This is a genomic window from Spirosoma horti, assembly GCF_054776595.1.
The window spans coordinates 143,945-159,016 of the sequence record NZ_BAAHBQ010000002.1; the positions used below are offsets into that span (position 1 = coordinate 143,945).

The window sequence follows — 15,072 nt, forward strand, 5'->3', positions numbered from 1 at the left end:
CACAATGAAAAAACTCCTTAACGAACTCCAGCAGGCTGCCGCCGAGCGCGAAACCCGGCGTCATTTCCTGCATACCTGCTCAACGGGCCTGGGCGCTATGGCCCTAAGCTCGGTATTGGGAAGTTGCGGGTTTTTCGGTAAACAGGATGCCCAAAACAACGTTGTTGGCTCTGCTTTATCGAGCGATGGGCCAGCCACGGCTCCCCATCCGTCTCAATATTTACCCAAAGCCAAACGGATCATTTACATCCATATGGCCGGGTCGCCGAGCCAGTTGGAGCTATTTGATTATAAACCCGAACTGGCCAAATACAACGGAAAAGACTGTCCGCAGGCGTTACTGGAGGGGAAAAAGTTTGCCTTTATTCGGGGTGTTCCCAAAATGCTGGGGCCGCAGGGGAAGTTTGCCCAATATGGCCAGTCGGGGGCGTGGGTGTCTGATTATTTACCCCATTTGCAGGGCGTTGTGGACGATATTTCGTTCCTCAAAGCGATGCATACTGATCAGTTCAACCATGCGCCCGCTCAGTTGCTCATGCACACGGGCAGTGCCCGGCTGGGTCGGCCGAGTATGGGCTCGTGGGTGACGTATGGCCTCGGAACGGAAAATGACAATCTGCCCGGTTATATCGTGCTGGCGTCGGGTGGAAAGCAGCCCGACGCGGGTAAATCCGTTTGGGGAAGTGGATTTCTGCCAACGGTGTATCAGGGTGTTCAGTGCCGTACGGATGGCGACCCGGTGTTGTATGCGTCAGACCCGGCAGGTATGAGCCGCGATGTGCGCAAACAAACCATCGACGCCATCAGCAAGATTAATCAGCAGCAATACGACGATGTGAAGGATCCCGAAATTCTGACCCGTATTGCCCAGTATGAACTGGCGTTTCGAATGCAGATGTCGGTACCCGATGCCATGGACATCAAGAGCGAACCGCAATACATTCTCGACAGCTACGGAGTAGACCCAAACAAAGGCTCCTTTTCGCGAAACTGCCTGCTCGCCCGTCGGCTGGTCGAGCGGGGCGTTCGGTTTGTGCAGCTATTCGATTGGGGATGGGATACGCACGGCACCAGCGCCGATGGGGCCATCGAGATCGGGCTTAAAAATAAATGCAAAGAGTCTGACCAGGCGGTTGCGGCCTTGCTGAAGGATTTGAAACAACGTGGTTTACTGGATGATACGCTTGTTGTCTGGGGCGGGGAATTTGGCCGGACGCCGATGCAGGAAAACCGCGATGGACAGGTGCTTCCCTTCATGGGGCGCGACCATCACCTCGAAGCGTTTACGGTCTGGATGGCGGGCGGTGGCGTTAAAAAAGGATTTTCGTTCGGCGAAACCGACGATATTGGTTATTACGGGGTCAAAGACAAAGTACACATTCACGACCTCCAGGCCACTATTCTTCATTTGCTCGGCTTTGACCATACCAAGCTGACCTACCAGTTTCAGGGGCGACCATTCCGGCTGACGGACGTAGCCGGAAAAGTCGTTAAACCCATACTGGCGTAAGAAATGGCAACAATTTCTTAATCGCATTCCTGGCTGGGTAACTTGCCTTCCGTAGCTGATCCATGTTCTTTTGCGTGTATGTTGACCGCTGGCCGATGCCATGATAACTCAAACTGCGCTTTCCTGGATCTATCTGATTGGAGCAGCCGCCTGTGAGATGGCCTGGATGTATTCACTTAAATACCTGCAATGGGACGCTCTGAAATCCCTGCGCTGGGATACGTTTTATCGCGCGGACCTGGGTTGGCCCATCTTGTTGCCCTGGATTGCCTATGTCTTTTTTGGTATTGTCAATACCATTTTGCTGGCCATTGCCATGCGGACCATACCCACCACAACCGCTTTTGCGGTCTGGATGGCGCTAACGTTGGTGTTTCTGAAAGCCGCCGATGTTTTTTGGCTGAAACTGAGCTGGTCGTGGAGCGAGCTGCTGTTCATTCTCCTGATCACCATCGGCATCATCGGGTTGAAGTTTGTTGGCCCGGTTGACTGAGCTTATGAATAAAATCCGTGATGTCGGGTTCTTTTACGGACTGTCAGTTTCTTAAAACCTATCGGATGGCGGTCAATTAAACAAGGTTTCTGGATCGCCTATTCCAATACTTTGGGGACCTCAAAAAACTGGTCATCATGCTGGGGCGCATTCGAGAGGGCCTGCTCACGGGAGAGATGATTAGCCACGGCGTCCTCGCGCAACACGTTCGTTTCGGCCGACATGTGCGTCAGTGGCTCGACACCTGTTGTATCTACTTCATTTAATTGCTCCATCCAGGTCAAGACGCCGTTCAGACTGTTCAGTAAGGCAGCTTCTTCGTCGGGCTTAACCTCCAGCCGGGACAGATGGGCAATTTTATGTAATGTTTCCTGATCTACTTTCATAAGTAAAGAGTGAATGAACGAAAGAGCGAAAGAGAATGGCTAATCCGCCGTAGCAGTTAGAGCATGAGGACTAGGCTGTTACTCTTTTATTACTCATCAGCTCTGAATCAATAATTTTATATGTTTCTTCTCTCAGGCGTACCACGTCATCCTGCGTCATACCTTTCGTCTCGATGGGCGGGTGAATGACCGCCCGAAGGGGATGCCAGTGAAAACGAATCGGACTCTTATCGGGTAGAATCTCGTAATTATTTAAGAGCGTAACCGGCACAATAGGCACCTGCTGCTGAATCGCCATAGTAAAAGCACCATCTTTAAAAGGCACCATCTGGGGCGGTTCGGGGGCGCGGATTCCTCCTTCCGGAAAAATCATGATGCTCCGTCCGGAAGCCAGCGTCCTGATGGATTTCGCCAGTGAATACGCCCGGCTGTTTGGCTGGTCGCGATCTACCTGTACGTGCAGTTTCGCGAACATATACCCCAGCAACGGAATGGTTTTTACGTCGCTCTTCCCGACAAAGGCGTAAAAATTCTTGACGATCACGCCCATGGCCGCTATGTCCAGGTACGAAAAGTGATTCGCGCAAAAAACGTAAACGCCTTTTGGCTCCAGCTTGAATCGGTACTCAACCCGAACGGGTATGCCTGCCCCAAGAAAAAAAAGGGTGCCCCAGATATAGTTGATCTTATGAGCAAGCGGTTTCCAGGCCTCACGCTGCAAAAACACAAACTGGATCGGGAACAGGAACAGGTATAATACCACAAAGTAAGTCGCGCACCAGATTGTGTACAGTAGTCGCATAGAAGAACTTTTTGTCTGATTGAGCAGATTGTCCTGCTCAATCAGACAAAAAAATTAATGTTTGAAATGTCGCACGCCCGTCGTAACCATAGCCAGTCCGTGTTGATTGCAATAATCAATCGAGTCCTGGTCACGAATAGAGCCGCCGGGTTGCACAACGGCCGTGATGCCTGCCTGACCCGCTATTTCGACACAGTCGGGGAAGGGGAAGAACGCATCCGACGCCATAACTGACCCCGCCAGATCGAAACCAAACGAATGCGCTTTGTCAATGGCCTGGCGCAAGGCATCGACACGGGACGTTTGCCCAACCCCACTGGCCAGAAGCTGGCTATAGGACGGCCCGGCTTCTTTTGCCAGAACAATGGTGTTCGACTTGGTATGTTTGCACACTTTCAAGGCAAACTCGAGCGCCCGGTTTTCACTCTCGGTCGGGGCTTTTTGCGTAACAACCTTGAACTGATCGGTTGCCTCGGTCTGGTTGTCTTTATCCTGCTCCAACACCCCGTTCAGGATCGTCTTGAACATAACGGTGGGCAGATTGATGGCATTGCGCTTCAGCAGAATCCGATTTTTCTTTGACTTTAGCAACGTCAATGCTTCCGGCGCGTAGTCGGGTGCAATCAGGATTTCCATAAAGAGCTTATTCAACTCTTCGGCCGTTTCCAGATCAACGGGTCCGTTGGTAATAACGACGCCACCAAAAGCCGATACCGGATCGCAGGCGAGGGCATTCAGATACGCTTCTTTTGGCGTTGGTGCGGTGGCAATGCCGCAGGCATTCGTGTGTTTGATAATGGCAAAGGCGCTGGCATCCGTGTCCGCAAACTCATCGATCAGACTGACACAGGCGTCAACGTCTACCAGGTTATTATACGATAGCTCTTTGCCGTGCAATTTTTCGAACATGGCTTCCAGATCGCCGTAGAACGTTGCCTGCTGGTGCGGATTCTCGCCATACCGAAGGTGGTTGGCAGGCATCGTTCTGAAATCATAGACGGTTCCGGTAGCATCAGGTTTTGGGCTTGGCGCACCGGCAAAATAGGCCTGAATAGCCGTATCATACTGCGAGGTTGTGGTAAACGCTTTGCCCGCATATTGCCGCCGGTCGTTCAGTTCGGTCGTTCCATTTTGCTGGGTCAGCAACGTCACTACGTCGGTATATTGGCTGCGTGAGGAAACGATCAGTACATCGTTATAATTTTTGGCAGCCGCCCGAATCAGCGAGATACCACCAATATCGATCTTTTCGATAATATCGTCGTCCGACGCACCCGATGCGACTGTTTCTTCAAACGGATACAGGTCAACGACCACCAGATCGATGGGTGGAATCTGGTGCCGCTCGGCCTGAGCCAAATCCTGGGGTACATCCCGCCGATACAAAATGCCGCCCATAACAGCGGGGTGCAGGGTTTTCACCCGACCGCCAAAAATGGATGGATAGCCGGTAAGGTCTTCGACGGCCGTTACGGGAATGCCGAGTTGCTCGATAAATGTCTGAGTGCCGCCCGTCGAATATATTTTGACGTTCTGTTCGTTCAACAGCCGGACTAAAGGTTCGAGACCGTCTTTGTAAAAAACGGAAATCAGCGCGGAGGAGATTTTGAGGGACATGAGGTCGATTGGAACAGCGTTGCGGCTGTTGACTATTGGGTTGTCCAATTATACGAAACAGTCACGTAACTGCGTCAACTGGAAGTGCAAAGATAACCAAAGGTCTTAACTTTGTCAGCCCGGAGCACAAAAGCCAAACCGAGCGGGTAAGTATTTCTTCTCTACATGAGTACGTTTAAAAAATTAGCGAGCGACACGGCCCTCTATGGTATCAGTACGATTCTGGCGCGCTTGCTCAACTACGCGCTGGTTCCCATTCAGACGTATGCGTTTCAAAAGCCATCGGCCATGGCCTCGAATGTGGAGCTGTATGGCTGGATTGGCGTGCTGCTCGTTGTCTATACACTGGGGCTGGAAACGGCTTTCTTTCGATTCATGGCCCGGTCCAAAGACCAGCCCATCGCCGAAAAGAACCGCATATTCAACCAGTCGCTAAGCATCGTTGTCCTCATCAGTGTATCTTCCTCTATTTTACTGTATAGTCTGGCTACGCCCATCACGAACTGGCTTCATTACCCTGGTCAGGAGCGATTTGTGCAATGGTCGGCCCTGTTGGTGGCCATTGATGCCATTGTCGCCATTCCGTTCGCTCGTTTGCGGGTCGAAAACCGGGTTCGTGAGTTTGTGAGGGCCCGAATTATCAACATCGTAATTGTGGTGGCGCTCAATATATTCTTCCTAATCATTGCGAAGGATATTTATGAGGGGAAGTATCTGACGGCTTTGCAGCCCATCGCCGACTTTATCTATGATCCCAAAATTGGGCCGGGTTATACGTTTCTGGCTAATTTACTGGGGAATGCGCTTTATTTTATCATCATCCGGAACGCCTTTTCTGGCTATCGTTTTCAACTCAATGGCGCACAGGTCCGGGTCCTGATTGCCTATGCTTTCCCCATCATGCTGACCAACTTGGCCAGTGTCCTGAATCTGCTAACCGACCGGCTGTTTTTACGGCATTTGCTGCCACCGGGCTTTTATCCGGGCTTATCGGCCGAAGCGGTGCTGGGTATTTATGGGAACTGCCTGAAACTGTCAGTTTTTATGGCCCTCGCCATCCAATCGTTTAAATTTGCCGCCGATCCCTTCTTTTTTTCGCAGGCCGAAGATAAGAATGCCCCAACGCTGCTGGCTAATGTAACAAAATGGTTCATCATCGTTTGTGTCTTGATCTGGCTGGCTGTCAGCCTGAATTTGGATTTGCTGGGTCAGTTGTTTTTACGGTCGAAAGCCTACCGGGTCGGTCTGAATGTTGTCCCGCTGCTGCTGCTGGGCAATCTGCTGCTGGGCGTCTACTACAACATTTCATTCTGGTTCAAATTAACCGACAAAACAAAATACGGCACCCTGATCACCGTCATCGGAACCATCGTAACCATTGGGCTTAACCTGCTGCTTATTCCCCTGATTGGTTATATGGGTTGTGCGGTCGCCTTTTTCGTTTCCAGCCTGATTATGATGGTTTTGTGTTACGTGCTGGGCGAAAAATATTATCCTGTTCCTTACCATATCCGGTCGGCAGTTGGCTACCTGCTCAGTGCGGGACTTCTGATTTACGTATCCTGGCAGTTTCCCATCGCTAATCTATGGGTAGCCGTGCCCGTACATACGGCTTTGTTCGGGCTATATCTGGCTGTCATGCTTTTTGTTGAGCGCGATACCATGCAGCCAGCCCTGGCCCGCCTGCGAAACAGGAACAGAAAACCGGTCAATCTCGGACAATGATTCGAGGTTCGCAGCGAACCCCTTAAGGATAGCAAGACAAAAAATGTAGTGAACGAGCTATATTTGGGTGTTTTTGTGGGTAAATTGCAAGATAATCTGCTAATTCTGCCACCGTAGAGGCACTGTCTATTTCATGAAACTAGCTTATCGAAACGGCGTCTGGTTATTGCCCGTCGTGTTTCTGCTCTTACTCTCTGGCTGCCGTGAAAAGCCCCTGTTTGAACGGCTCAATTCTTCCGAAACAGGAATTACGTTTGCCAATAACATCACCGATAGCGATACACTCAATATCCTCAACTACCAGTATATTTACAATGGGGGGGGCGTTGGCGTTGGTGATTTCAACGGCGATCAGAAACCCGATGTTTTTTTTGCCGGTAACCAGGTGTCCAACCGGTTGTATATCAACGAAACCGAAACGGGTGGTGGAAGCCTGCATTTTAAAGACGTTACCCAGACAGCTGGTGTGACCGGTGGTGGCCGCTGGTGTTCGGGCGTGTCGGTCGTAGATGTGAATGCGGATGGGAAGATGGACGTGTATATATCCACGACGCTGCATAAAAAAGCGGCCCAGCGCACGAATCTGCTGTACGTCAATCAGGGAAATGATATGGACGGAGCCCCGAAATTCCGGGAGATGGCTGCTGATTATGGCATTGCCGATACCACCTTCTCTACCCATTCCGCCTTTTTCGATTATGACAACGATGGCGATCTGGACCTGTTTGTTCTGGTCGATCAGATTGCTGATCCACGAAGTCCAACAAACCTACGCACCCGGGTCAATGATGGCACATCGCCCAATACGGACAGACTTTACCGGAATGATTTTGATCCAAAACGGGGTCATGCATTTTTTACGGACGTAACGATGCAGGCCGGTACGCTGGCGGAAGGCTTCGGCCTTGGCGTGAATATCTGCGACATCAACCGCGATGGCTGGAAAGATATTTACGTGACGAATGATTTCGCCAGTAGTGATGTGCTGTACATCAACAACCACGATGGCACGTTCACGAACCGGGCTCACGAAGCATTCAAGCACACCAGTTCGTCGGCTATGGGAAATGATGTGGCCGACATCAATGGCGATGGATTGGCCGACATCATTGTGATGGATATGCTGCCTGAGGATAACCTCCGGAAAAAGAGCCTGATGGGCCCCAGTAGCTATTTTGCTTACCAAGAATGGGATCGTATGGGCTACGAACACCAGTATGCCCGCAACACACTGCAACTTAATCAGGGGGTACGGCCTTCCGGGGTACGGCCTTCCGGGATACGGCCTTCCGATACATCGCACGCCAATGTGCCCATTTTTAGTGAAATCAGTATGCTGGCTGGTGTTGCCGAAACCGAGTGGAGCTGGTCGCCCCTGCTGGCCGATTTTGACCATGATGGCTACCGCGACTTGCTGGTTACCAATGGGTTCCCGCGCGATGTTACTGACCGGGACTTCACCAACTACTACAGTTCGGTAAATACTTACCTGAGTGACGAGCTTCGGAAAGGCCTGACGGAAAAAATGCCCCGAGTGAAGGTAAGCGATTATGCCTATCGTAACCGGGGCGATGCCCGGGCTGGCGGCCCCGCCTTCGAGAACGTTACGGACCTATGGGGCATGAGTGAGCCAAACTTTGCCAACGGAGCCGCCTATGCCGACCTCGACGGCGATGGTGATCTCGATTACATCGTCAATAATATTGATGACGAAGCCTTTGTGTACCGCAATACACTGGTCGATAAAAAAGCCGATAAGGCGCATTACCTGCGAGTTCAGTTTCAGGGAGATGGGGCCAATCGGATGGGGCTCGGTGCAACCATCGAATATGAATTGCCCAATGGCCATAAGGAGTTTTATGAACATACGCCTTATCGGGGGTTTCTGTCCAGTGTTGAGCCCATTGCGCATTTTGGCCTAGGCACAACCACAACCATTAAAAACCTGAAAGTAACCTGGCCGGGTGGCCGGGTCCAGATTCTCCCGAGTGTCAACGCCGATCAGACCATCACGCTCAAAGCGACTGATGCTCGGCAAGCGCCAGCCGTACAGAATGGCCCGGCAGCCCACCCGTTAGTCAAGGACGTGACCGCCGATCTGGGGGTTACGTATCGGCATGAAGAAACCGATATTATTGATTTTAACGGGCAAAAAACGCTTCTGCACAAACTCACTGAATATGGACCGGCGCTGGCCGTCGGCGACGTAAACGGTGATGGCCTGACCGATCTGGTGGTGGGCGGTAGTTCCAAGTATTCGACGGAGCTGCTCTTGCAGCAAAAAAACGGACATTTTATTCTGAAATCGTTGCCAACAAAACTGGCTGAAGATACAGGCTTGTTGCTCTTTGATGCCGATGCAGACGGTGACCTCGATCTATACGCAGCCAGTGGCAGTCCCGAATTTTCGACCGAGCAACTGGCCGAGGCCATGCGCCACCGCCTGTATGTGAACGATGGCAAAGGCAACTTTACGCTGGATCCGAACGCGCTGCCTGATTTCCGGGTGAATGGCTCGTGCGTGAAAGCCGCTGACTTCGATAAAGATGGTGACCTCGATCTATTTATTGGTGGACGCGTTGAGCCGTATAAATACCCAATGGGCGTACCGAGTTATTTGCTTCGAAATGACTATTCGGCCAAGTCGGGTGAAAAAGGTAAGCCGCATTTCACCGATGTGACGGCGCAGCTAGCCCCCGCCTTGACGAAAGCAGGTTTAACCTGTGATGCGCTCTGGACAGATTACGATAACGACGGCTATGTCGACCTGATGCTGGCCAGCGAATGGGCTCCGTTGACCATGCTGAAAAACGTGAAAGGCCATTTGCAACCGCTCGATAACAGTGGCCTGACCGATAAAATAGGTTTCTGGAATTCATTGACCCCCGGCGATTTTGACAACGATGGCGATATAGACTACCTGGCGGGAAACATGGGCCAGAATACGCTGTTCCGGGCCAGCGCCGAACGACCCGTTCGTATCTACGCGGGCGACTTCGACAATAATGGCTTTTATGACGCCTTTCCGTCTGTTTATTTTAAGAACGCCAAAGGACAATACGAAGAGTATCCGTATTTCGGGTGGGACGATATGGTGAAGCAGATGATCGGTATTAAGCGTCGATTCCTCAAATATGGCCCCTTTGGTGAAGCGACCATGAGCCAGATACTGACTGAGGACGAACGCAATCAAGCGTTGAAGCTCTCTGCTAACTATTTGACGAGCAGTTACATCGAAAACAAAGGGAACGGCAAATTCGAGGTTCATTCATTGCCCATACTGGCGCAGACTGCTCCGCTGTTTGGTATGCTGGCCCAGGATGTCGACGGCGATGGCAACCTCGATGCGGTGCTGGTTGGTAACGAGCATGGCAGCGACCTGGTAGCCGGGCGGATGGACGCTATGAACGGGCTGGTGTTGAGAGGAGACGGGAAAGGAGGCTTTTTGCCCCTGACAATCGCTCAGTCGGGCTTCTTTGTGCCCGGCAATGCCAAAGCCATGGTTAGCTTTCCCAATCCGCAAGGCCGTTGTGAGTTGGCTGTGACCGAAAACCGCGGCCCATTACGCCTGTTTGCCGTTCAGCAACCGCAGTCGTTCACGCCCGTCGATGCGCAGACCACGGTTGTCCATGTGCGTTTGAAAAACGGGCGTATACGTCGGCAGGAGATTCCCTTTGGCACTAGTTTCTACGGCCAATCGGCACGCGGGGTTTGGCTGCTGCCGGGTGAGCAACTCGTTAAAAAGTAAGTTAGAGGGCTTGCTCAGGAACGGTTTGCCGTTGCGAGGTAGTCCAGGCAACAATGAAAGCAGCCTTACCTTTTCTGTTTGTACTCCTTGTGATTGGGTGCTCGCCAGCGCGTCGTATAGCGCGTGAACTACGTACAGAATCCATGTACACGGATCATTTTACGGGCGTGGCGGTGTATGATCCTGCGCAACGGCGGGCACTTATTCAACACAATGCCGATAAGCCGTTTACGCCAGCGTCGAACACAAAGCTGTTTAGTTTCTATGCCGGCCTGCTGTCGCTTCGTGATTCGCTACCCGTACTGCGCTACGCCGTTCGAAATGACTCTCTGATCTTTTGGGGCGTGGGAAACCCGCTGCTTCTGCATCCTGATCTGCCCGATACCACGGCGCTGGCTTTTCTGCGAAATCGTTCGGAGCGGTTGTTTTATTCGCCCGCCAATTATGAGGGGCCGCGTTTCGGAGCAGGCTGGGCCTGGGACGATTATAATGATGACTACTCACCGGAGCTGGCGCCCATGCCCATCTATGGCAACGTTGTCCGCTTCACCAACGGAACCGCCATGCCGCATCGGTTTGCCGATAGCACACAGGTTAAGGCAACGGCTATGGGCGGAGTACACCGGGCTGAAAACGCGAACCAGTTTGTGCGTTCGACAGACGAGAAATCAACCCGGCAGGATGTGCCGTTCAAATGGTCGCCAACATTGGCTGCCCAACTGCTGGCCGATACCCTTCATCGGCCGGTGGGTGTTGTGAATCTACCAATTTCTCCCAATGCCCGGCTTATACGAGGAACCTCCACCGACTCGCTCTATAAGCGAATGCTTCACGTTAGCGACAATCAGTTTGCCGAACAGGTTTTGTTTATGGCCTCGGCAGAGCAGCATTCGGCGCAGCTCAACCCTACAGCCGAACTGCGCCGAATAGCCGATCGTTTACACGACTCATCCAGGGCAGGAAGCCCGGTAAGGTGGGTCGATGGCTCTGGTTTATCCCGCTATAACCTGTTCACGCCCAACGTACTAATTGATTTGCTTGGCCGCATTTACGCTAAAGTACCTCAGAAACGGCTGTTTGTGTTATTGCCGGCCGCTGGCCAGTCGGGAACACTGCGAAACCTGGCAACGACGGGTAATCCTTATATCTTCGCCAAATCCGGCTCCATGACGGGCGTGTATAACCTGAGTGGCTACGTACTGACGAAACGAAACAAGCTCCTTTATTTCAGCATTATGCATAACAACTTCACCCAGCCCGTCAGCGAAATGCGTCGTCGGACGGCGGAGTTATTGACGGAGATTCACGAACGGATGTAGGATGCAGCTATTCCGAAAATTCCTGGACCAAACGTTATTAAACGAATTCAAGCTGCTAATAGTCGCGTAGCGATCAACCAAACGCCTAGTTGGATCGCTACGCGGCCATTACACGACTTAAATATTAGTACTCGAAGTCTGGAGTAATTTATCTGGTTTTTATCAGTAAATAAACCGGGTAACTGACGGCTATGAAACCCAGCGCATACAAACTGCTCGAGAAGTCGCCGATGACGACGCCCAGAAGAAAAGCCAGTGATGCAACAAGCAGCGTCCAGGTTGAAAACGGGTATCCCCACGCCCGAACGGGGCGCTCAAGGTCCGGTTCCGTATGCCGGAGCCGAATCAGCGCGGCAAAACACGACGCGTAGCAAAGCACGAAGAAAAACGTAGCAATGTCGGAGAGCTTGCCATAAGTATTAGTCAGAATCATCAGGATAGAGGCTGAAGCTGTCAGAATGGTCGCATAAGTTGGCGTACCTCCCGTATTGACGTGCGTAACGAATCGAAAGAACAAACCGTCGCGGCCCATCGCGAAGATCACACGCGGATTGAACATGATCTGCGCATTGATGATGCCCATGATCGAGATCATCAGCAGGAACGTAACGACCTTGGCGCTCCCCGGTCCGAACAAAAGCTGAACGGCGTCAGCGGCTGGTAACTTCGATCCGGCAAGAGCCGACATAGGCAGCACGTATAGGAGGGCCAGATTGACCAATATGTAAATGCCAATAATCAGCAATACACCGCGGATCATGGAGCGGGGTAAGTTCCGGCTGGGATCAACATCTTCTTCTGTGAAGTAAGCCGCTGTATGCCAGCCGTCATAGGTATAAAAGACCGCCTGAAGCGCGGCAAGAATACCCACCCACAGGCCGCCTTCCGCCAGTGGCCGGACGGTACTGACCGGCACAGGTTGATCGGGTGTAATTACGAAGCAGATAACGACAAAGGCCAGCAGGCCAACCGCTTTCAGGACGCTCATCACTTCCTGCGCCCGGCTCGCTAACTGTACACCCAGCGAGTGGAAGGCAACGAAGGCAACCAGAATCCCAATGGCCATGATTTGCTGATAGGCTACCAATGCGGGTGACAATAAGCCAATATATTCACTCATAACCGCTGCCCCAAACGCCATCGCTGAGACGCTGCCCAGCCAACTACTGATTCCAATAATGAAACCGGCATAATTGCCAAAGGCCCGTCGGGCATATACGTACCAGCCCCCGGCTTTAGGAAGCATGGTGCCCAGTTCCATGACAGACAATGAACCTGCCAGGGCATAAAGGCCAACAGCGAGCCAGACGCCAATAATTAACGTTGGATTACCGATGTCCTGTGCAATGGGACCGGGTTTTCGCAGAATGCCCGTGCCTACGGTGCCACCAATGGTAACGGCTACACCAAAGCCGACGCCTAATAATTTTTTAAGTTGGTTTTGAGCCATAGCAGGCAGAAGCAAGAAGGGATAGGATTGGGCTATTTTACAATGATAGCGAAAAAAATGGCCCATCTATGATTCTACAGATGGTTCTATCTATCAGCATCCTGGTTTTTTGTAAGTTTGCCAACATGAGAGCTTTACTGATGAACGGCTATGTACTGGTTTTTTTCGGTGGTGGTCTGGGAAGCGTACTGCGCTATGCGCTTGGCCGACTGATACCGGCCACATTCACGAGTTCACCGTTTCCTACGGCTATTCTACTTGTGAACGTAGCGGCCAGTTTTGTGCTGGGAGCCATTGTCAGTTGGGTCGTTGGCCGGTCGGCGGGTGAGGAAGCCCGTCTGCTCATCGGCGTGGGTTTCTGCGGTGGGCTCAGTACTTTCTCAAGCTTTAGTAATGACACGGTTGTACTGGCACAGAATGGCCGTTTTGGGGCTGCCTTGCTCAATATTGGCCTGAATGTGATTTTATGCCTGATCGCTGCGGCCACGGGACTTTGGTTCGGACAAAAATTATGAGGAAGCTCTTCCTGTTTCTATTTTTTATTCTGATGATTTCGACTCATTTGCAGGCTCAGGATGTAGCCCGACAGTTACATGACGCACACGAAACCTATAAGGAAAAAAGCCTGACACACCGGCGTTTCAAGCATGCCGACATTGTGCCGTTGCTACAGGCCATATCTCAACCCTTGTCGGTGAGCCAGGTAGGAGAGTCGTTGGAGAAACGGGCTATTTACCAGGTTAAAGCGGGAACGGGTACAACCAATGTTTTGCTCTGGAGCCAGATGCACGGCGATGAAGCCACCGCCACCATGGCGTTGTTCGATATTTTTAACTTTCTGAGCGCTCAGGGCGATGTCTTCGATGCGTTCCGGCAGACGATTCTGTCGAAGACGACGCTCTATTTTTTGCCAATGCTCAATCCGGATGGGGCCGAGCGGTTCCAGCGCCGGACGGCTACGGATATTGATATGAATCGGGATGCCCTTCGGCTGCAAACGCCGGAGGGAGCATTGCTTAAACACATGCAGCAAACGCTGCAACCGCTGGTTGGCTTTAACCTGCATGACCAGAGTCCGCGCTACAGCGTCGGCAAAACGGGGAAACAGGCCGTCATGTCGTTTCTGGCGACGGCTTATGACGAAGAACGTAACGTCAATGACGTTCGGCAGCGGTCTATGCAGCTCATTGCGGGGATGAACCGTGTATTGCAGCCGCTTATCCCCGGCCAGATTGCGCGCTATGACGACGAGTTTGAGCCACGGGCGTTTGGTGATAATATTCAGAAATGGGGAACAACATTGGTGTTGATCGAATCGGGCGGATACAAAGATGATCCCGAAAAAATGGCGATTCGACGGCTCAATTTCGTCGCGATTTTGTCGGCACTGAAAGCCATTGCCGATGGCTCCTACAGGCAGGAATCCAAAGCTGATTACCAGGCTATCCCGGAGAATGGCCGGTCTTTATTCGACGTTTTAATTCGTAATGCAACGGTTGTACGTGAAGGCAAACCAGTCACGGTCGATGTGGGAATGAATTATGAGGAAATCAATGACAAAACCAATAAACAGTTTCAGTACAAAAGCCGTATTGAAGACATTGGTGATCTGTCGACGTTTTACGGAATCGACGAAATTGACGCCACGGGCCTGACGCTGGTGCCCGCTCATGTTCATGCCGATGTGCTGGAATCGCCCGCCGATCTGGATAAACTTGATCTGCCCGCTCTTCACCGCGATGGAGTTGTTATCTTTAAGGTACGGCAAGCGGCCAAAGAGAGCTTCCCGAATCAGGCTGTGCATCTACTTCTTGACGGCGAGATGCCTGCTCAACCGCTTCAACTGGAGCAGATTCCGACGTTCCTGTTGATGAAAGGAAAGCAGATCAAATACACGTTTGTGAACGGGTTTTGGAAAGACAATACAGGTAACTTGCGTAATGGCGTATTGGATTAAGTTGTTTCTTTAAACGTAATCTGCCCATAATACTGCCATAACGTTTGCATAATAGCTGGATGGTA

The 15,072-nt window shown here is 51.7% G+C and carries 11 protein-coding genes; 7 read left to right on the forward strand and 4 right to left on the reverse strand.

The window, feature by feature from the left end; genetic code table 11:
* The first annotated feature begins 4 nt into the window (after positions 1 to 4).
* Both ACYVAM_RS04680 and ACYVAM_RS04685 read left to right on the forward strand, forming a co-directional pair.
* Complete coding sequence (locus tag ACYVAM_RS04680; protein ID WP_461064438.1) at positions 5 to 1,510, forward strand: DUF1501 domain-containing protein; 1,506 nt, start codon at positions 5 to 7, stop codon at positions 1,508 to 1,510.
* Positions 1,511 to 1,610: 100 nt separating this feature from the next.
* Entirely contained in the window at positions 1,611 to 2,003 is a 393-nt protein-coding gene (locus tag ACYVAM_RS04685; RefSeq protein WP_461064440.1) for a DMT family transporter, read from the forward strand.
* Positions 2,004 to 2,101: 98 nt separating this feature from the next.
* Here the strand turns inward: ACYVAM_RS04685 and gatC are convergent, their stop codons facing one another.
* The 3 genes from gatC to purH all read right to left on the reverse strand — a co-directional run bounded on the left by gatC (position 2,102) and on the right by purH (position 4,808).
* The gene (gatC, locus tag ACYVAM_RS04690) at positions 2,102 to 2,389 is read right to left on the reverse strand and encodes an Asp-tRNA(Asn)/Glu-tRNA(Gln) amidotransferase subunit GatC (RefSeq protein WP_461064442.1); all 288 of its coding nucleotides are present in this window, start codon (positions 2,387 to 2,389) and stop codon (positions 2,102 to 2,104) included.
* A gap of 70 nt (positions 2,390 to 2,459) precedes the next feature.
* Positions 2,460 to 3,191, reverse strand: coding sequence for a lysophospholipid acyltransferase family protein (locus tag ACYVAM_RS04695; RefSeq protein ID WP_461064444.1), 732 nt, complete (start codon positions 3,189 to 3,191; stop codon positions 2,460 to 2,462).
* Between the two features lie 54 nt (positions 3,192 to 3,245).
* A complete protein-coding gene (purH, locus tag ACYVAM_RS04700) occupies positions 3,246 to 4,808 on the reverse strand; it encodes a bifunctional phosphoribosylaminoimidazolecarboxamide formyltransferase/IMP cyclohydrolase (protein ID WP_461064446.1) in 1,563 nt (520 codons plus the stop codon).
* Between the two features lie 165 nt (positions 4,809 to 4,973).
* On the opposite strand from purH, the gene ACYVAM_RS04705 reads away from it, so the two are divergent.
* The 3 genes from ACYVAM_RS04705 to ACYVAM_RS04715 all read left to right on the forward strand — a co-directional run bounded on the left by ACYVAM_RS04705 (position 4,974) and on the right by ACYVAM_RS04715 (position 11,600).
* Complete coding sequence (locus ACYVAM_RS04705; protein WP_461064447.1) at positions 4,974 to 6,533, forward strand: polysaccharide biosynthesis protein; 1,560 nt, start codon at positions 4,974 to 4,976, stop codon at positions 6,531 to 6,533.
* Positions 6,534 to 6,666: 133 nt separating this feature from the next.
* A complete protein-coding gene (locus ACYVAM_RS04710; RefSeq protein ID WP_461064449.1) occupies positions 6,667 to 10,281 on the forward strand; it encodes a CRTAC1 family protein in 3,615 nt (1,204 codons plus the stop codon).
* A 53-nt stretch (positions 10,282 to 10,334) separates the two neighbouring features.
* On the forward strand, positions 10,335 to 11,600 hold the full coding sequence (locus ACYVAM_RS04715; protein ID WP_461064451.1) for a D-alanyl-D-alanine carboxypeptidase: 1,266 nt from the start codon (positions 10,335 to 10,337) through the stop codon (positions 11,598 to 11,600).
* A gap of 148 nt (positions 11,601 to 11,748) precedes the next feature.
* Here the strand turns inward: ACYVAM_RS04715 and ACYVAM_RS04720 are convergent, their stop codons facing one another.
* Positions 11,749 to 13,050: an APC family permease gene (locus tag ACYVAM_RS04720; protein WP_461064453.1), complete on the reverse strand. Its 1,302-nt coding sequence runs from the start codon at positions 13,048 to 13,050 to the stop codon at positions 11,749 to 11,751.
* Positions 13,051 to 13,175: 125 nt separating this feature from the next.
* Between ACYVAM_RS04720 and crcB the strand changes: the two genes are divergently transcribed.
* Positions 13,176 to 13,565 (forward strand): fluoride efflux transporter CrcB, encoded by a 390-nt coding sequence (gene crcB, locus ACYVAM_RS04725; protein ID WP_461064455.1) that lies wholly within the window; start codon positions 13,176 to 13,178, stop codon positions 13,563 to 13,565.
* The gene (locus ACYVAM_RS04730; RefSeq protein WP_461064457.1) at positions 13,562 to 15,007 is read left to right on the forward strand and encodes a M14 family zinc carboxypeptidase; all 1,446 of its coding nucleotides are present in this window, start codon (positions 13,562 to 13,564) and stop codon (positions 15,005 to 15,007) included. The genes crcB and ACYVAM_RS04730 overlap by 4 nt, the downstream gene beginning before the upstream one ends.
* Positions 15,008 to 15,072 lie beyond the last annotated feature (65 nt).